General features: G+C 65.7%; 12 protein-coding genes. 5 read left to right on the top strand and 7 right to left on the bottom strand.

Annotated elements, in window-relative coordinates; translation table 11 throughout:
• Positions 1-79 precede the first annotated feature (79 nt).
• On the top strand, positions 80-892 hold the full coding sequence (locus tag OX462_RS16550; protein ID WP_409026562.1) for a class II glutamine amidotransferase: 813 nt from the start codon (positions 80-82) through the stop codon (positions 890-892).
• Positions 893-976: 84 nt separating this feature from the next.
• On the opposite strand, the gene OX462_RS16555 is transcribed toward OX462_RS16550, so the two are convergent.
• Positions 977-1507 carry a GNAT family N-acetyltransferase gene (locus OX462_RS16555; RefSeq protein WP_070291260.1) on the bottom strand — a complete coding sequence of 177 codons (531 nt, stop codon included), beginning with the start codon at positions 1505-1507 and terminating at the stop codon, positions 977-979.
• Positions 1508-1808: 301 nt separating this feature from the next.
• Between OX462_RS16555 and OX462_RS16560 the strand changes: the two genes are divergently transcribed.
• Positions 1809-2864, top strand: a complete 1056-nt coding sequence (locus OX462_RS16560) for a sulfate ABC transporter substrate-binding protein (RefSeq protein ID WP_141749894.1) — start codon at positions 1809-1811, stop codon at positions 2862-2864.
• Between the two features lie 163 nt (positions 2865-3027).
• Positions 3028-3246 (top strand): TOBE domain-containing protein, encoded by a 219-nt coding sequence (locus tag OX462_RS16565; protein WP_034757699.1) that lies wholly within the window; start codon positions 3028-3030, stop codon positions 3244-3246.
• A gap of 51 nt (positions 3247-3297) precedes the next feature.
• Here OX462_RS16565 and OX462_RS16570 read toward each other — a convergent pair whose 3' ends face one another.
• Positions 3298-3528 carry a DsrE family protein gene (locus tag OX462_RS16570; protein ID WP_409026563.1) on the bottom strand — a complete coding sequence of 77 codons (231 nt, stop codon included), beginning with the start codon at positions 3526-3528 and terminating at the stop codon, positions 3298-3300.
• Positions 3529-3944: 416 nt separating this feature from the next.
• Here OX462_RS16570 and OX462_RS16575 point away from each other — a divergent pair, with 416 nt between their 5' ends.
• On the top strand, positions 3945-4823 hold the full coding sequence (locus OX462_RS16575; RefSeq protein WP_034778183.1) for a serine hydrolase: 879 nt from the start codon (positions 3945-3947) through the stop codon (positions 4821-4823).
• A 46-nt stretch (positions 4824-4869) separates the two neighbouring features.
• Here the strand turns inward: OX462_RS16575 and OX462_RS16580 are convergent, their stop codons facing one another.
• Positions 4870-5802: a DMT family transporter gene (locus tag OX462_RS16580; RefSeq protein ID WP_409026564.1), complete on the bottom strand. Its 933-nt coding sequence runs from the start codon at positions 5800-5802 to the stop codon at positions 4870-4872.
• A gap of 120 nt (positions 5803-5922) precedes the next feature.
• Between OX462_RS16580 and OX462_RS16585 the strand changes: the two genes are divergently transcribed.
• Positions 5923-6822: a LysR family transcriptional regulator gene (locus OX462_RS16585; protein ID WP_409026565.1), complete on the top strand. Its 900-nt coding sequence runs from the start codon at positions 5923-5925 to the stop codon at positions 6820-6822.
• A 7-nt stretch (positions 6823-6829) separates the two neighbouring features.
• Here the strand turns inward: OX462_RS16585 and OX462_RS16590 are convergent, their stop codons facing one another.
• From OX462_RS16590 to recC, 4 genes are all read right to left on the bottom strand, one after another.
• A complete protein-coding gene (locus OX462_RS16590) occupies positions 6830-8776 on the bottom strand; it encodes a methyl-accepting chemotaxis protein (protein ID WP_409026566.1) in 1947 nt (648 codons plus the stop codon).
• Between the two features lie 159 nt (positions 8777-8935).
• A complete protein-coding gene (recD, locus tag OX462_RS16595) occupies positions 8936-10894 on the bottom strand; it encodes an exodeoxyribonuclease V subunit alpha (protein ID WP_409026567.1) in 1959 nt (652 codons plus the stop codon).
• A complete protein-coding gene (gene recB / locus OX462_RS16600) occupies positions 10884-14555 on the bottom strand; it encodes an exodeoxyribonuclease V subunit beta (protein ID WP_409026568.1) in 3672 nt (1223 codons plus the stop codon). The genes recD and recB overlap by 11 nt, the downstream gene beginning before the upstream one ends.
• On the bottom strand, positions 14552-17971 hold the full coding sequence (gene recC, locus OX462_RS16605) for an exodeoxyribonuclease V subunit gamma (RefSeq protein ID WP_409026569.1): 3420 nt from the start codon (positions 17969-17971) through the stop codon (positions 14552-14554). Before recC ends, recB begins: the two co-directional genes overlap by 4 nt.
• Between the last annotated feature and the right edge of the window lie 14 nt (positions 17972-17985).

The raw sequence follows: 17985 nt of genomic DNA on the forward strand, positions 1-17985 counted from the left end.
ATAGTCGGAAACATTCGTTCCAGCGCCCTGCCCCGGCCTTTACTGTGGGCGTGTACCGATACCACCAGGAAGGGCCGCCATGTGCCAGTTACTCGCAATGAACAGCAGCAAGCCGGCCGCGCTGGGATTTTCCTTTGCCGGCTTTGCCGAGCGGGGCGGACGCACGGACGAGCACCGCGACGGCTGGGGAATTGCCTATCATTCCGGTAGCGGCTGCACCTTGCTGACCGATCACCTGGCGGCCATCGATTCGCCGCTGGCCGCCCAGGTGCAGCAACATCCCGTGAAGGCGAGAAACATCGTCGCGCACATCCGCAAGGCCACGCAGGGCCGCATCGCGCCGGAAAACACCCACCCGTTCGCCCGCGAACTGTGGGGCAAGACCTGGTCCTTCGCCCACAATGGCGACCTCAAAACGTGGCGCGCGCCCGCCAATGCGCATTACCAGGCCAGCGGCGACACGGACAGCGAACAGGCGTTCTGCCACCTGCTGGCCCGCTTGCGCGCGCAGTTTCCCGCCGGTGAGCCCGCGCGCGCCGCCCTGCGCGCCGCCATCGCCGAGGTCGCCAAGGACATCGCCGCGCACGGCACCTTCAATTTCATCCTGTCGGACGGCGAACTGCTGTTTGCCCACTGTTCCACGCATCTGCACTATGTGATCCGCGAATACCCGTTTTCCGTGGCGCAGCTGATCGACTGCGAGCGCAGCATCGATTTTCGCCAGCACAACCATCTGGACGACCGCATCGCCGTCATCGCCACGCATCCGCTGACGCAAAACGAGGACTGGCTGGCGTTCGCGCCCGGCGAACTGAAACTGTTTGCCGGCGGCACCTTGCTGCCCGCAAACGATGCCGTACCGCACGGCGTGTATATCCAGATCAGTTACTGAACTGAAACTAAAGGGAAACGGGAAATATGCAAAGGGAGGGAAAGGCCCGCCGCCGGATGGGCGGGCTGAAATGCTGGAGGGCCGTCAGGCCGAATTGCAGTTGCAGAAGCGCTTGCGCTTGGGGTCGCCGCTGGCGATGCCTGCGGGGTCAATCTGTTTCCAGCAAAAAATCGTTTCCACGCCATACGGCGAACGCACATTGCCCGCCTCGATGTAGCCCTGCTTGACGAAAAAGGCCTGGCTGCTGGCCGTGCTGTGCAGTTGCAGGGCCTTGATGCCCCACTCGCGCGCCTGCGCTTCCAGCTGCTCCACCAGCGCCTTGCCGGCGCCGCGGCCTTGCGCCTCGGGCAGCAGATAGCACAGGGCCAGCTTGCCGGCGCGCGTCAGCAAGCCGACGCCGACGACGGCGCCCTGCTCGACTGCGACCAGCGAAAAATTGGTGGGCGACGCAAACCAGCACGCCACCATCTGCGGTGTTTTATTGCCCAGCCAGGCTTCCAGGATGGCCGGATCGTCCCGATGATCGAGGCTGCAGCATTCGACGATGGAGCGTCGTAATACGTTGCACGCCTCGAAAGCGTCGGTCGATGTTGCAATACGAATTTCAAGACTCATGTACGCTCACAAAATATTCCAGTTGCCGATGCAGATGGTTTTACCCCTGTATCGTGCGATTCGACTATACACCAAGCGGCGCAATCGGGTTTTTTGCCGCACGCCACGCGCTGGTTTTGCCTATGGCGCCATGCCTGCAGACTAAGTGCTGATGCGCGCCTTGCCCACGAATGTTTCCAAAAATCGATATCTGTTTTTTAGCGCAAACGGGAATCGTATCTAAGCATATTACGAAAAATTCGTTTCTTTTCCGGCCGGAATTTTAGACTATGTCTGTCTATTCTCACAACAAGAGTTCAACATGACCCATTCCAACGCCGTATCGACTGCCGCAGCGACACTCACCCAACGCTCGCGCCGCTGGTTCCTGGCCAGCGCCCTGGCTGCTTCCGCTGCCGCCATGAGCCTGCCCATGAGCGTGTCCGCCGCCGAACCCGTGGTCTTGCTGAACGCCTCGTACGACGTGATGCGCGAATTGTTCAAGGATGTGAATCCCGCATTTATTGCGGATTGGAAAGCCAAAACGGGCGAAACCATCACCATCAAGCAATCGCACGGCGGTTCGAGCAAGCAGGCGCGCTCCGTGGCCGACGGCCTGGAAGCGTCCGTCGTGACGATGAACCAGGCCAATGACATCGATATCCTCGTCGACCGCGGCCTCGTGGTGGCCGACTGGGCCAAGAAATTCCCGAACAATGCGGCGCCGTTCTATTCCACCATGGTATATCTGGTGCGCAAAGGCAACCCGAAACACATCAAGGATTGGGACGATCTGGCCAAGCCCGGCATCAAGGTCATCGTGCCAAACCCGAAAACCTCGGGCAACGGCCGCTACACCTACCTGGCAGCCTGGGGCTATGCCGTGAAAAAAGGCGGCAGCGAAGCGCAGGCGCGCGACCTGGTGGCCAAGCTGTTCAAGAACGTGCCCGTGCTCGACGGCGGCGGCCGCGGCGCCACCACCACCTTCACGCAGCGCGAAATCGGTGACGTGCTGGTAACGTTCGAAAACGAAGTGCAACTGGTGCGCGCCGAATTCGGCGACAACTTCGAAGTGGTGTATCCAAGCATCTCCATCCTGGCCGAGTCGCCCGTGGCCGTCGTCGACAAGGTCGTCGACCGCCGCGGCATCCGCAAGGAAGCCACGGCTTACCTGCAATACCTGTATTCGGAAGCGGGCCAGGAACTGGTCGCCAAGCACTATCTGCGCCCCCGTTCGCCAGCGGTAGCAAAGAAATACGCAGCCAGCTTCAAGCCGATCACCCTGTTCACCATCGATGAAGTGTTTGGCGGCTGGAAACAGGCACAAAAGAAACACTTTGACGATGGCGGCGAGTTCGACAAGATCTATCAGAAGTAATCTGATCTGCATCAACGAGAAACCGGGACATGTCCCGGTTTTTTCATGTCCGCAGCTGTTTGCGCATATCGATATGCGCATCGATTCGTGGTCAAAAGCGTGCGCGCGCCGTACTCTGGCCATGTCGCGCCGCACGGCGTATTACGGGCATAAAGGAAATATCATGGCTATCTCGGAAGTGAATGTACGCAACCAGTTTCGCGGCAAGATCAAGGAAATCATCTTTGGCCCCGTGGTATCCGAAGTGGATGTGGAAACACCGCACGGCATCGTCACCTCGGTGATCACCTCGCGCTCGATCAAGGACCTGGACCTGAAAGTGGGCAGCGAAGTCATCGCGCTGGTCAAATCGACGGAAGTGTCGATCGCCAAGATCCAGTAAGCGTTGCCCCCCTTCACGCCGCGCCCTTGCCATCCGGCAGCGGCGCGTGCGTCAGGGCTGGATATACGCATGGCCTTGCTGCCACTGCAAGCGGCTCAGCTCGGCCACGCCCGAGGGCACGATGACGGCTTCGGGCAGCACGCGCTGGCGGTCGATATTGCGTCCTTGCAAGGTGTTATTGCAGACGCGAAAGCTCACGCCGCGCTGGGCCAGTTCACGTACCAGCAGCTGCATGCGCCCCGAGGTCGATGCTGCGGCACCAGTCCGTATATTTTTTAGCACGATGCGTTCTCCGCAGTCCGCGCTGCGAGCATGAACGCATGCCTACGGCGCCCCGGTTGCGGGGCCTAGCGCGGTGCAACGAAGCGCGAAGGAACAGGCATCAACGGCGAAGCGCACGGCGCCTTACGGATCAGACTGCCAATATTGCTTAATTCATACGAAGTTTCCAAGATGAAATCAATAAGTGCGGAACAATTTTCACTACGGCAAGAATAGCCCCATTTATTTGCCAAATTGCCCGCAAAGCCGCCTGTCGCGGGCTTGTACCGTAGACATCGCTTGATCTTTAATGGTATTGTTTAAGCTTGGCAAATATTGCCTCCGAGATACACGCCGCGTCCCCGCGCGGCCCTGTTCCGGATTTGCGCGCAGCGCCCACGATGGCGCCCCAAAACTGCTTTCCCACATACAATCCCATGCTCAAAAAAATGTTCGCCGCGGTGCTGATGACGCTTTCGACAGCGGCCATCGCCGTGCCCTTCGGTTCCCAGTCGATACTGGTGGTCGAAGACGGCACAGGCAAAGTCTTGCTTGAAAAAAATTCCAACGTGGTGGTGCCGATCGCCTCGCTGACCAAACTCATGACAGCCATGGTCGTGCTCGACTCCAAGGCGAATATGCAGGAAGAGATCAGCATCGACCGCGAAGACGTCGACACCTTGAAACACAGCACTTCGCGCGTGCCCGTGGGCGCCACCCTGAGCCGCCACGACGTGCTGCAACTGGCGCTGATGTCGTCCGACAACCGCGCCGCCGCCTCGCTGGCGCGCACCTTCCCCGGCGGCCCGACGGCGTTTGCCGTGGCCGTCAACGCCAAGATCAAGGCCCTGGGCATGCGCCAGACCGTGATCGAGGAACCGACGGGCTTGTCGCCGAATAACCAGTCGACGGCCGCCGACCTCGTCAAGATGGCCGTGGCGGCCTCGCGCTACCCGGAAATCAGCCGCATCACCACCGATTCGAAGGACGTCATTCAGATCAAGGGCCGCGACGTGGAATACCACAACACGAACCGCCTGGTGGGCGCCAAGGGCTGGGATATCGGTCTGTCGAAGACGGGCTACACGAATGAAGCGGGCCGCTGCCTGATCATGCGCATCAAGTCGGCCGGCAAGTTCGCCACCATGATCCTGCTCAACGCGCGCGCCAATTCCGTGCGTGCCATGGACGCCGTCAACATCCGCCGCATGCTGGCGGCCGAGAACGGCATCGAAGAGCCGAAGGTGATGCGCGCTTCCGTCAGCCGGCACAAGAAGGCGCCGGCCAAGCCATCGAAGCGCCGCCGCGCCCGCTAAGCACGGCTGAATGCCGGGGTCAGACCCGACGGGTCTGACCCCATAACTATTTCCCCTGGCGGTTGGTCATCACCACGCCGGCAATCGTCACCGCGCCGCCCAGCAGCATCGAGGCGAGCACCGGCTCGCCCAGCAGCGCCGCCGCCAGCACGATGCCGAACACGGGCACGAGGTTGTTGAACACGGCCGTGCGCGACGGACCCAGCGCCTTGACGCCCTCGTAATACCAGACAAAGCCGATCACCGTGCCGAACACGCCCAGATAGCCGATGGCGGCCCACACTTGCCAGCCGAAACTGTGCCACGGCACGGTGGGGAATTCGACGGCAGCCCCCACCAGCAGGAAAGCCAGGCCCCACATCGCCGCATACGTGGTGGCGGCGATGGGCGACAAGCCCTTCAGCGCGACCCGGCCGATCAGGGTATAGGCGGCCCAGCTGGAAATGCCGCAGAACATGAAGATTTCGCCGGCGCCGATGCCGCCGCCCGTGCCGTGCAGCACGCCGGCCAGGTCGCCGCGCGTGATGACGATGGCCGTGCCGCAGAATGCCAGCAGGATGCCCAGCCATTTGAACGATCCGAGCCGCTCGCGGAACAGCATGGCCGAGGCCAGCGCCGTGACGATGGGATTCAAGGCCACGAACAGGGCCGTGCGTCCGGCCGGCATGCGCGACAGCGCCGCCAGGAAGCACAGGTTGTATAAAAAGATGCCCGTCAGGCCCAGCGCCGCCGTCGTCGCCAGCTGCTTGCGGTCCAGGCGCGGCAAGCCCCCTTCCAGTTTCCATGCCAGCACGACGAGCAGCAGCACGGCCACGCCGAAGCGCCCGCTGGCGGCCGTCATGGGCGGCATCTGCTGCGCCAGCACGCGGCCCGCGATGAAGGTGCCGCCCCAGAACAGGGCGACGCAGATCAGTTTCAGATAGACGAGCGGCGATTGCGCGGCAGGCAAGGCGGCTGAAGGTACGGCGGAAGAAGACATGGGAGTTCCTGTAAAGCCGCTTGCGCGGCGGGTGGCGTACATGCTGTACACTTATATATTAATACTAATATCAACTCATGAAATAATGAGCAAATACTCATACAACAGGAAAACCACAGCATGACCTTCACGCAACTGGAAATCTTTACCCTGGTGGCCGAACTGCACGGTTTTTCCGCCGCCGCCGCGCAACTGGGCATCAGCCAGTCGGCCGTCTCGCATGCGTTAAAAGCGCTGGAAAAGGAAATGGGCGTGGACCTCATCGTGCGCCACCAGGCGTCGGCGGAGCTGACGGACGTGGGCCGCCAGCTGCTCGTGCGCGCGCGCGAAATCCTCGGTTTGTCGGAAGCGATGCGACAGGAAGCGGCCGACGTGCTGGGCCAGCGCCAGGGCAGCCTGCGCATCGGCTCCTTCGGCCCTACTTCGTCCCTCAACCTGCTGCCGGCCATCACGGCGCAATTCCGCCTGCGCTATCCGGGCATCGCTCTGCGCATCGACGAAGGCGCCGACCATGAAGTGGTGCAGTGGATACGCGAACGCAGGGTCGACGTGGGCTTCGTCGTGCTGCCCGACGAGCGTTTCGACACGGCGCCGCTGGTGGAAGACCAGATGATGGCGCTGGTGCCGCGCAGCCACCCGCTGGCCAGCGAAACGGCCATCACCCTGGCGCAGCTGTGCGAAGGGCCGTTCATCATGTCCGAGGCGGGCTGCGCCTGCCTGATCGAGCCCCTGTTCGCCAACGCGGGGCTGCAGCCACATGTTCCCTACCGCATCAGCCAGGTGATCACCATCCTCGACATGGTCAGCCGCGGCGACGGCGTCTCCATCGTGGCCGAACTGGCCCTGCCGCAGCGGCTGCGCGAACAGTATCCGGAGCTGGTCGCCCTGCCCTTGAACCCGCCCGTCAGCCGCAAGGTGGGCCTGGCCGTGCGCGACCGGCGCCAGAACACGCCGGCCACCAACGCTTTTTTTGAAGTCGCAAAGCAGATGGCGCCGACCCTGGCGCCCCGGCGCGCCTGAGCACCGCTTAGAACGTTTCCCACTCGTCGCTGCGCTCGGGCTTGGCGGCGGCCTTCGCTACCGGGCGGCTGGCGATGCGCGGCGCGACGGCAGCGCGCACCACGGGCCTGGCCTGCTGCTGGTGCTGGTGCTGGTGCTGCTGCGGCGGCGCCTGCCCGTCATCGAGCTTGAACACGCCCACCACCTGCGCCAGGGTGCTGGCCTGGTCCTGCAGGCTTTCGGCCGCAGCCGCCGCCTCTTCCACCAGCGCCGCATTCTGCTGCGTCACCTGGTCCATCTGCGCAATGGCCTGGTTCACCTGTTCGATGCCCGAGCTTTGCTCGACGCTGGCGGCCGTGATTTCGCCCATGATGTCGGTGACGCGGCGCACGCTGTCGACGATTTCCTGCATCGTCGCCCCCGCCTCGTCGACCAGGCGCGCGCCCGAATCGACCTTGCCCACCGAATCGTCGATCAGCAGCTTGATTTCCTTCGCCGCCCCCGCGGAGCGCTGCGCCAGACTGCGCACTTCCGTCGCCACCACGGCAAAGCCGCGCCCTTGTTCTCCCGCGCGCGCCGCTTCGACTGCCGCATTCAGGGCCAGGATATTCGTCTGGAAGGCGATGCCGTCGATGACGCTGATGATGTCGACGATCTTCTTCGACGAGTCATTGATCGAGGCCATGGTGTCGACCACCTGCGCCACCACCTGCCCGCCCTTGCTGGCCACGCCGGACGCCGATTGCGCCATCTGGTTGGCCTGGCGCGCATTATCGGCATTTTGTTTGACGGTGGAAGTCAGCTCCTCCATCGAGGCGGCCGTTTCTTCCAGCGAGCTCGCCTGCTGTTCCGTGCGCGACGACAGGTCCTGGTTGCCGGCGGCGATTTCCGACGACGATACCTTGACCGATTCGCTGGCCGTGCGGATCTTCACCAGCACGGCGGCGATCTTGTCGATGAAGCGGTTGAAGGCGCCCGCGATCTGCGCCAGTTCATCCACGCCGGAAGCGTCGAGGCGGCGCGTCAAATCGCCCTCGCCCGAGGCGATGTCGTCGAGCGCGTCGCGCACCAGTTCCAGGCGCTTGAGCATTTTGAACACCAGCAGCGACAGCAGCAGCGCCGCCAGCCCGGTCAGCAGCGCGGCCGTGACGGTGGCCGTCGTCAGCATCGTCTGCAAGGCTTGCATGGCTTCCTGCTGGTCGAGCACCACGGCCAGCAGCCAGTCGGTGCCCGCCACGCGCGTCACGTACAGCTTGCCGTCGCGCTCATTGAGGCGCACGGCCTCGCTCGCGCGCGAGCTTTCCAGGCGGTTGACCTGCGCGGCCGACAGCGCCGCATCGAGTTTCGTCACCGGCTGCAGGCTCAGTTCCTTGTCCGCGTGAGCGATGATGGTGCCGCTCTGGTCGACGAGGAAGGCAAAGCTGTGCGGCGTCGGCTTGATCGCCACCACGTTGGCAATCACCGTATCGAGCAGCACGTCCGCGCCCGCCACGCCCAACAGCGCCTCTTTCGGGCCGACAGGCGCCGTGAACGACACCACCAGCTTGTGGCTGGCCGCGTCCACATACGGCGGCGTGAGCATCGGCACGCCCGCCTTGACGGTGTCCGTGTACCAGGCGCGCGCCGTCGGATCGAAATCGGCCGGGCGGCCCGGATGGGTAAACACGGAACGCTTGTCCGCGTAGCCGATGAACACTTCCGCAAAATCGCCGGCCTTTTCCGCGATCTGGAAGGCGCGCAGCGGATCGGGCGTCTCGGCCGACATGACGACGGAGGCCATGACTTTCTTCTTGCCATCGACCCATTGCGCCAGCACGGCGGACTGGCTTTGCAGCAGCTGCTGCATCTGCTGGTCCGACGACGCCAGCATGCTGCTGCGCGTGGTGACGTAATTGGCGACCGACAAGGCCAGCATGGACAGGACGACGATGGCCACGCAAATGAGCACCAGGCGCGTGCGAAGGGAAGACAACATGATGGACTCCTCGTTTCGATTTGATTGGCGTGAAACAGTGCTTTTGCACTACTTCACCTACGTAAGCATTCTCACACAAAAAACGGAACAATTATCGTCAATATTCGGAATACAACACATATATTTCCGTAAGGAAATGCACCCCCTCCCATCAAGCCCTCAGCCGATCAACCCTCTCAGCCCGCTGGCGCGCTGCGTGCGGCGCAGGATCGCGTCGAACAGCACGGCCTGCGTGGGCGAGACGAGGGTAAAGAAGTCGCGCGCGCGCGTGATGCCCGTGTAGACCAGCTCGCGCGCCAGCATGGCGCCGCCTTCCTGCGGCAGCACCAGCACCGTGTGGCGAAATTCCGAGCCCTGCGATTTATGCACGGTCATGGCGAACGCCGTCTCCACGTGGCGCAAACGCGTGGCCAGCACGCTGCGCACATTGTCCCCTTCCAGGAAGTACACGCGCAGGGAGCCCGGCCGCGCAGGGTCGCGCAGGGTCAGGCCGATATCGCCATTGAACACGCCCGTACCGTAATCGTTGCGCGTGACCATCACGGGCCGGCCCACATACCATTCGCTGCGGCGTATCAGCCCGTCCTTTTCCAGCCGCAGCTCGATGGCCGTGTTCAAGCCCGCCACGCCCCACTCGCCTTCGCGCACGGCGCACAGGATGCGGAACGCTTCAAAAGCATGCAGCACGGCGCGCACCCAGTCGTCATGCTGCGCGTACGCCGCCTCGCCCGCGTTCACCAGCGCCAGGTAAGGCTGATAGCCGCCCGGCGCATCCACCCGCCCGCGCAAGGCCAGGCGCAGCACGTCTTCCTGCTGCGCCGGCACGCTCCACGCCAGCTGGCCGCCGCTGTCGGCGGCGAAGCACGCCCTGGCCAGGTCGGGCCTGCCGGCATTCACGGCCAGCGCCAGCTCGCCGATCGGGCCGCTGAAGCGGTGGCTGTGGCGCAGCATCACCGTCTGCTGCGCCAGCGCGCCGGCGTTACCGGCAAACTGCGCGGGAATGGCCACGCCGCTGGCCGCCTGCGCATACGCGATGGTGTCCGCCGTGTAGCCGCCCGCCTGCGCATCGTGGCACAAGTCGCCCAGCACGGCGCCCGCTTCCACGGACGCCAGCTGGTCCTTGTCGCCGAGCAGGATCAATATCGCCGTGGGCGGCAAGGCGTCGAGCACGGAGGCCATCATTTCCAGGTGCACCATCGACGCTTCATCGACGATCAGCACGTCGACGTCGAGCGGATTGCCCGCGTGGTGGGCAAAGGCGCGCGTATCGGGCCGCGCGCCCAGCAAGCTATGCAGGGTGCGCGCCGCGCCCATGCGCCGCGCCAGTTCCAGCAGAGGCAGCGCGTCGCCGGCCTTCGCCGCCAGCCCTTCGAGCGCCTTGTCGATCGACTGTTTTAATCGCGCGGCCGCCTTGCCCGTCGGCGCGGCCAGCGCGATGCGCAGCTGCTCCGGCTGCGGCGAGACGGCAAACAGCAAGGTCAGCAAACTGGCCACCGTGTACGTCTTGCCCGTGCCCGGGCCGCCCGTGATGATGGCCACCTTGCCGCGCAATGCGACGGCGCAGGCCACCTTTTGCCAGTCCGGGCCACCGTCCTGCGTGGGCTGGTCGAACAGGATGTCGAGCCATTGCCGCACCTGCGCCAGCGGCGGCTCGCTCAAGTCCTGCGCGCGGAGGGCGATTTTCTCGCCCACCAGGGTCTCGTCACGCCAGTAGCGGCGCAGGTACAAACGGTCGCCGTCGAGCACCAGCGGCTGTTTCACATCGGGCGCACCCACCTGCCACACCTGCGGCGCGCCGGCCAGCAGCGCGCGCCAGCCGGCGGCGCTGTCCGGCAGCGGGCCGGCAACGGCCAGCACGTCATGCCACAGCTCCTCGCTCCAGCCCAGCAGCTGCGACGGTTCGCTGGCCAGGTCCGCCAGCATCAAACAGCTGTGGCCCCGCCCTTCCAGTTCGGACAGGACCACACAGGCCACGGCCACGGCGGGCGCATGCGGCACCTGCCCGTCCAGACTGGCGATGAAGCGGGCAAAGGCGGCGCTCAGGCGGCGCAGATGGCCCGCCTCCGCGACGCCGTCGACATGGGTAAACAAAGCGTCCATCTGCGCGTCATGCTGCATGGTGTTCCGTTTCTTCTAACAGTTGATCGAGGCCGTCCAGCAGCTCCAGCTGCGGCGCCAGCCAGTAGCAGCCATGCGTGTCCGCATTCGCTATGCCGCGCAGGAACAGGAAGATGGCGCCGCCCAGGTGTTCTGCCGGGTCGTAGGCGTCGCCAAGCCGGCTTTTCAGCAGCCGGTGCAGGGCCAGCATATAGATGGCGCCCTGGATATCGTAGCGGTGCTGCGCCATGCCGGCCGCCAGCGCCTGCGTGTGGTAGGCGGCGTCGTTGGCGCCGAGCGCGTTCGACTTGTAGTCGAGCACCCAGTAGCGCCCCTCCCGTTCGATGACCAGATCGGCAAAGCCTTTCAGCATGCCGTGCAGCTGGCGCCGCGGCAGCGCGGGACGCGGCGCGCCGTCGAGCAGCAAGCGCGTGCACAGTTTATCCAGCGCTTCGGTGGACAAATGCTCGCTGGGGAACCAGAACTCCATCTCGGACAGGGTGCTGTCCAGCTGCGACAGCGAGGCATCGAGCAGCGGCAGCGGCGTGACGGCGATTTCCCGGAGCCAGGCGATGGCGTCTTCCTGGCGGTGGCCCCAGCCCGCCCGTTCGCAGCGCGCGGCCAGGCGCGCATCGAAATTGGCATCGTGGACGCCGTCAAAGCCTTCGCCGCCCATCCACTCGAGCTGCTCATGCAGGAAATTGCCGGGCACGGAACCGCGCGGGAAGCGGTGCCATGGCGCGTCGCCCATAGTCGTCGGCGCGGCCACGGCCACGGCCGTGCCATCTTCCAGCAAGGTCTCTTCCAGCGCCCGCTGCGGCACGTGCGCGGCCGCCACGGCACCGATCTGGCGCGTCAGCGACGTAAAGCTGCCCACCGACCAGTCACGCTCGAATTCGCCCGCGAACACGGGCGCGGGCCGCAGCTCGGGACGGCGCTCGATGCGGTCCAGCACCGTGCAGGCGTCGGGCTGCGCCAGAGAACTCACATAGATGGCGTCACAGCTGCCCGCCACCTGCTGCCAGCGCAGCAGCAATTGTTCCGCCGGCAGCTTGTCGCCGCCCGTCAGCAGGTAGCCGAGCGCCGATTCGTGCAGGGTGTTCTCGCCCGCCTTGCGCGCCGCCTGGGCGGCCACGCCCAGCCACAGGAAGTGGCGCGCGCGCGTCAGGGCCACGTACAGCAGGCGCAAGTCTTCCTCGATGCGCGCCTCTTCCACAAACGCCATGGCCTCGTCGGACAAGGACAGGTCGAGATGGCGTTCGCCATCGTCGCCCGCATAGTCGAAGAAACTGCGGTTGCGCTTATCGACCTTGCGCGCCGTGACGGCAAACGGCAGATACACGAGCGGATATTCAAGGCCCTTGGATTTGTGCACGGTGATGACTTTCACCAGTTCCGCATCGCTTTCCAGGCGCAGCACGCGCTCGTCGCCGTTGTCGCCCTCGCCGGCGATCTGCTCGGCCAGCCAGCGTATCAGCGCCTGCTCGCCATCGAGCTGGCGGCTGGCCGATTGCAGCAGTTCGGCCAGGTGCAGCAGATTCGTCAGGCGCCGCTCGCCGCCCGTCTGCTGCAGCAGCATGGCGGGCAATTGCAGTTCGTGGATGAAGCGGCGCAGCATGGCCAGCACGCCCTGCCGCTGCCAGATCAGGTGCAGGGCCTTCAGCTGCTCGACCCGGCGCTCCCACTCCAGTTCATCGCTCGACAGGCGCGCCAGCTCCCCCAGCGACAGGCCGATCGTGCGCGTGGCAAAGGCGGCGCGCGCCAGCCCCCCGTCGAGCGGGTTGGCCAGCGCCGCCAGCCAGCGCAGCACGTCTTGCGCCTCCTCGCTGTCGATGACGGAATCCTTGTCGGACAGGTAGACGCTGGCGACCCGGCGGCGCGCCAGCGCGCGACGGATGGCCGCCGCTTCCTTGCGGTCGCGCACGAGCACGGCCACGTCGGCCGGCTGCAGGCGCGTAAAACCGTCGGGGCCAGCGAAACCGGCTTGCGCATCGCCCAGCATGGCGACGATGTGCTCCGCGCAGTGCTGGGCGAAATACTCGCGGTAGCCGTCGCCGCGCAGCCCTTCATCGCTGGCGCAGGCGGCCAGCAGGGCCGGCAGGGGGCCGCCCGCGTTCACCAGGTATTCATCACGCCCCTTGGCGTCGACGGCCTCGAACGGCAGCGGATTGTCACCGCCCTTGCGGTAGCGGAAGGCACCGGCCGGCACTTCGGCGCGCTCGGCGTGCAGGAACAGCTGGTTGACGGCGGCCACCAGGGGCGCCGTCGAGCGGTAATTGGTGCCCAGCTGGTAGTGGCGGCCCGTGGTGGCGCGCCGCGCCGCCAGATAGCTCTGGATATCGGCGCCGCGAAAACCGTAGATCGACTGTTTCGGGTCGCCGATCAGGAACAGGCCCAGCGCCGGATCGTTGTCGGCGATGCGGTACAGCAAATTGAAGATCTGGTACTGCGCGGGCGCCGTATCCTGGAATTCATCGACCATCGCCAGCGGGTACTGGTCGACGATGCGCTGGCGCAGGGCCGCGCCATTCTCGCCGGCCAGCGCGTCGTGCAGGCGCTGCAGCATGTCGGCAAAGCCGAACTGGCGCGACTGGCGTTTTAACTGATCCATGCGCCGCGCGATGGCCGCCGCCGCATGCAGGTGCAGCTTGTGCGCCAGCGGCGTGATGGCCGCCAGGGCGATGCCCAGCGCTTCCGTATGCTCGAAGCACTCGGGCACCTGGGCCGTGAAACTCTTGGCAAACGCATCCTCGATGCCGAACGGCGTCAATCGTTCCCACGCCTTGGCCGTGATGGCGGGCAGCAGCAGGAGCGGATCCTGCGCCCAGCGGCGCAAGCCGTCGAACCACTTCGCCAGGTTCTCCGGTTTCATCTTGACGCCGTTAAAACATTTGGGATTGATGGCGCGGTGGTCGTTGATCCAGGCGGCCATCTGGTCCACGCGCTCGACCCAGCCCGCCTTCAGGGTGGCCAGCTGCGCGGCCAGCGCCCGCTGTTCGCGCGCGATCAGGGTGGACAACGGTTCTTCGTCCGCCATGCCCATGATGTCGGCGCGGCGCGCCAGCTCGCGCGCGCCCTTCTTCAGCGCTGCCACGTCGGGCCAGCAGGCCAGCAGCACGTCGAGCGCCTGCGGCGGCAAGGGATAGACTTGCTGGCGCCAGTAATCGTGGGCCGCATCCTCGAACAGCGCTTGCTCGTCGCTGACCAGTTCTTCGTCGAACAGGCTGCCGCTGTCGAACGCGTGCTCGCGCAGCATGCGCTGGCACCAGGCGTCGATGGTGAAAATGGCCGCTTCATCCATCGTCTCGGCGGCCAGCATCAGCCGGTGCGCGGCCTTTTGCCGCTCGCTCTCGTCAGGACAGGATTCGAGCAAGGCGTCGAGAAACGGGTCGCCGCCGCCGGATTCAATGCCAGATTCGTGCCGAAAATAAGCGGCCGCCTCGATCAGGCGCTCGCGCACGCGGTTCGACAATTCACGCGTGGCGGCGCGCGTAAACGTCATTACCAAAATATCGGCCGGCAGCAGCGGACGCGTAAAGCGGCTGTCATCGTCGCCGTGTCCCAGCACGAGGCGCACGTACAGCGCGGCGATGGTCCAGGTCTTGCCGGTGCCGGCGGACGCCTCGATCAGGCGCGAGCCGTGCAGCGGAAACGCCAGGGGGTTGAGCAGGTGGCTCGTCATGGTTCTTCTCCCGCGCCATCATCGGGCGCGCTGATCGGGTCGATCGTGATGTGTTGTTGCAGCCAGTCGGCCAGCGGGCCATACAGTTCGCGCGTGCAGTCCTGCCACGCTTCCTCGGCGGCCAGGGCGGAAAACTCGGGCCACAGGCGCGCCAGGCACAGTTCTTCGCGCTCGCCCGAAATATCGAAGCCGCCGTCATACACGGCGCGCGGGTCGCCCTGCTGCACCAGCGCCAGGCCCGTCTTGCAGGCCGTGGGCAGCGGATGATTCATGCCTTCGCGCCACAGCGCCAGCAGGGTGGCCAGCGCGTCGCGCGACGTGGCCGGATCGAGCGGCGCCATGCTGACGATGGCGTCGCGCGCCACCAGGTAGCCGGTGACGGGAAAACCGAGGGCGGCGGCGGCCAGCTGGCGCAGCCACATCAGCATCAGCTTGTCGCCGCGCGCCTGGCCGCCCTTGTCCGTCACCTTCGAGGAAATCTGCATCAGCCAGGCCGTCTCCTGCCCGTTGCTGCACAATCTGTCGAGCCAGTCGTCGATCTGCACTTCGCCGAAGGGCAGGTTGATGGCGCGCTTGTCGGCCGCGAGCGGGAACGAAGCGCGCAAGGACAGCCACGCGCTGCGCACGGGCACCAGCGCCTCGACCAGCTGCGCCTGCACCTGCCGGCCGATCAGGCCGATGGGCAGCACGCCTTCGCGCGCCAGGCGTGCCGCGCGCGCCTCCAGGCTGGCGCGCACGTCGTCGATATCTTCCACGGCGCCGCCGTCGTCCAGCATGGTGTCTTCCAGCAGATAGCGTTCGAGCGCGTTCAGGCCGAACGGCTCCTCATCCTCGCCCAGCATGGCCGCGTCGGCGAAATACACGCTCAAGCGGCGGCGGAAAAAGTACTTGACGGGCTGGCGCAAGAAGCTGGCCAGCTCGCCCAGCTTCAGCCGCGTGCCGGGATCGAGTTCGTAAGGCCCCAGCGGCAGCGCGGCGGCCTGCGCATCGGCATCGGTATGGACCACGCGCCATTCGCGCGCATAGGTCAGCAAGCCATCGGCCTCGAAATAGCGGCGGCTGAACGGCTGCAGCGCGTGCTCGGTGGTCAGCGACACCAGGTGCCGGTCCAGCGACCAGCCGGCGGCCAGGTAGTCGCGCAGCTGCGACACCAGCACGGACGGCGGCTGCTCGGAATTGTCGCGCACATTGCGCCCCACCCAGCTCACGTACAGCTTGTCGCGCGCGGCCAGCAAGGCTTCGAGCATCAGGTAGCGGTCGTCGTCGCGGCGCGAGCGGTCGCCCGGGCGCGCCATGCCGGGCAGCGCCAGCAGGTCGAAATCGGCCTTCTGCGCGCGGCGCGGGAAGTCGCCATCGTTCATGCCCAGCAGGCAGACGACGCGGAACGGCACGGCGCGCATCGGCATCAGGGTACAGAAAGTCACGCCGCCGGAGACGAACTGGTGGTTCAGGGTCGGTTCGTCCAGCGCGCCCAGCCACGCCACGCGCAGCACGGACAGCGGCACCGGCTCGACAAAGCCCGCATGCCCGCAGGTTTCCAGCCAGCCCTGCAAGGCGCCCTCGAGCTGCGCCAGGGTCAGGCGGTCGCCCTCGTCGTCCGCATCGAAAAAGGCGGCCAGCAGCGCGCGCGCCTGCGCGCCCCACTCGGCGGGCGTGCGCGCGCCGGCCAGCACGGTGCGCCAGTGCAGCAACGCCTCGACCAGCTGCGCCAAAGACCCTGCCAGCGCCGCATCGAGGCCGCCCACTTCCGCATACGGCTCGATGCCGCCGAAGCTGGCGCCACTGCCGCTGGCGTAACCGAGCAGCATGCGCCGCACGCCGAAGATCCACGCATTCTGTTCCCCGGCCGCGCCCAGCCCCAGGCCGGCGCGGTGTTCCTGGTCCAGGCCCCAGCGTACGCCCGCCCCTTCGATCCAGGCGCCCAGCGTGGCCAGGTCGTCCGGCTGCAGGCCAAAACGTGCCGCCAGCGCCGGCACGTCGAGCAGGTCGCGCACTTCGCTCTGGCGGCAGCGCTGCTGCGGCAGCTGCAGCAGCCACTCGAGCGCGACGAGCAGCGGATTGACGCTGCGGTCCTTCACGTCGCCGATCTCGAACGGAATGAAACGCTCGTCGTTGCGCCGGTACTGGCCGAAAACGGCGTGGATGGCGGCCGTAAACGTGTCGATATCGGGCACCATCACGACCACGTCGCGCGGACGCAAGAGCGTCTCGGCGCTGTGCGCGAACATGGCCAGCAGCTGGTCGTGCAGCACTTCCACTTCGCGCTGCACGCTGTGCGCCACGTGAAATTCGATCGAGCGGTCGCCTGCCTCGGGCGGCACCTGCTCATGCTCGGCCAGCGGGCGCAGTTCGCGGATGGCCACCTGCACCTGCTGCAGCAGGGTTTCGCCCGTCTCCTCGCCGAACAGGTCGATGCGCAGGCTGTCGTCACGCCCTTCGGCTTGCGCGTGTTCGTCGAATTCGTCGAGCATGCGGATGAAATCGCGCCCTTGCCTGCCCCAGCTGGCCAGCAGCGGATGGCTGTGCGCATGCAATTCTTCCAGCGGAATGTGCGCCAGGTCGGTGCCGTTGCGCTGCCGCTGGCGCTTGTTTTCCGCGCGCAGCAAGTCGCGCCCGTCGATGATGTCGCCCCAGTAGAACTGGCATGGATTGGGCACGGCCAGCACCACCTGCGTGTGGCGCGCCAGCGCAGCGAGCGCCTGCAAGGTCTGGTAGGGCAAGGCCGACACGCCGAACAGCACCACCCTGCGCGGCAGCTTGCCAAGCGGCGCATCGCCGGCGGCGATCGCCGCCAGGAAGGCCTCATGGATGTCGGCGCGGCCCGTGTCGCGCTCCAAGGCCTCGACGTCCTGGCCCACGGCGCGCCACAACTGCGCCTGCCAGCGCTGGTCTTCCTTCAAGACGATGGCTTCCCCGCGCGCCGTGCGCAACTGGTCGCGCCCGGCCGCCCAGTCGGCCAGCCAGTCGGCGCGGTAGACCTGGTACTGGTCGAACAAGTCGGCCAGGCGCTCGGCCAGCTGCAGCCGGCGTTCGCAATCGCCATCGGCCAGGAAGTAGCGCAGCGGCGCAAACACCGGGTCGGCCAGCAGCGACGGCAACAGGCGCATCAAACGCCAGGTCAGCGGGGATTTATCGAAAGGCGACACGCGCGGGACGCGCTCGCGGCCCAGCATGCCCCGGTAGCTTTCCCACAGCAGGCGCGCCGGCAGCGCGATGCGCGTGGCGGCGCACACTTTCATCTCCTCGGCCAGGGCGATCTTCAGCCATTCGGCCACGCCGTTCGACTGCACCAGGAAGATATCCGTTTCCAGCGGCGCCAGCGGATGCTGGCGCAGCCACTGGAAGACGGCGGCGCGCAGCTGTTCCAGCTGGTTGCCATGCAGGATGAGGAGGCCGGGCGTGACGGGTGTATGCATGCTGATCCGATGGG

Source organism: Janthinobacterium aestuarii, from assembly GCF_046113285.1.
GTDB lineage: Bacteria > Pseudomonadota > Gammaproteobacteria > Burkholderiales > Burkholderiaceae_D > Janthinobacterium.

Bases quoted from the DNA above. Each gene is read 5' to 3' on its own strand.
- OX462_RS16550 (WP_409026562.1), top strand. From the start codon at position 80: ATGTGCCAGTTACTCGCAATGAACAGCAGCAAGCCGGCCGCGCTGGGA.
- OX462_RS16555 (WP_070291260.1), bottom strand. From the start codon at position 1,507: ATGAGTCTTGAAATTCGTATTGCAACATCGACCGACGCTTTCGAGGCG.
- OX462_RS16560 (WP_141749894.1), top strand. From the start codon at position 1,809: ATGACCCATTCCAACGCCGTATCGACTGCCGCAGCGACACTCACCCAA.
- OX462_RS16565 (WP_034757699.1), top strand. From the start codon at position 3,028: ATGGCTATCTCGGAAGTGAATGTACGCAACCAGTTTCGCGGCAAGATC.
- OX462_RS16575 (WP_034778183.1), top strand. From the start codon at position 3,945: ATGCTCAAAAAAATGTTCGCCGCGGTGCTGATGACGCTTTCGACAGCG.
- OX462_RS16580 (WP_409026564.1), bottom strand. From the start codon at position 5,802: ATGTCTTCTTCCGCCGTACCTTCAGCCGCCTTGCCTGCCGCGCAATCG.
- OX462_RS16585 (WP_409026565.1), top strand. From the start codon at position 5,923: ATGACCTTCACGCAACTGGAAATCTTTACCCTGGTGGCCGAACTGCAC.
- OX462_RS16590 (WP_409026566.1), bottom strand. From the start codon at position 8,776: ATGTTGTCTTCCCTTCGCACGCGCCTGGTGCTCATTTGCGTGGCCATC.
- recD (WP_409026567.1), bottom strand. From the start codon at position 10,894: ATGCAGCATGACGCGCAGATGGACGCTTTGTTTACCCATGTCGACGGC.
- recB (WP_409026568.1), bottom strand. From the start codon at position 14,555: ATGACGAGCCACCTGCTCAACCCCCTGGCGTTTCCGCTGCACGGCTCG.
- recC (WP_409026569.1), bottom strand. From the start codon at position 17,971: ATGCATACACCCGTCACGCCCGGCCTCCTCATCCTGCATGGCAACCAG.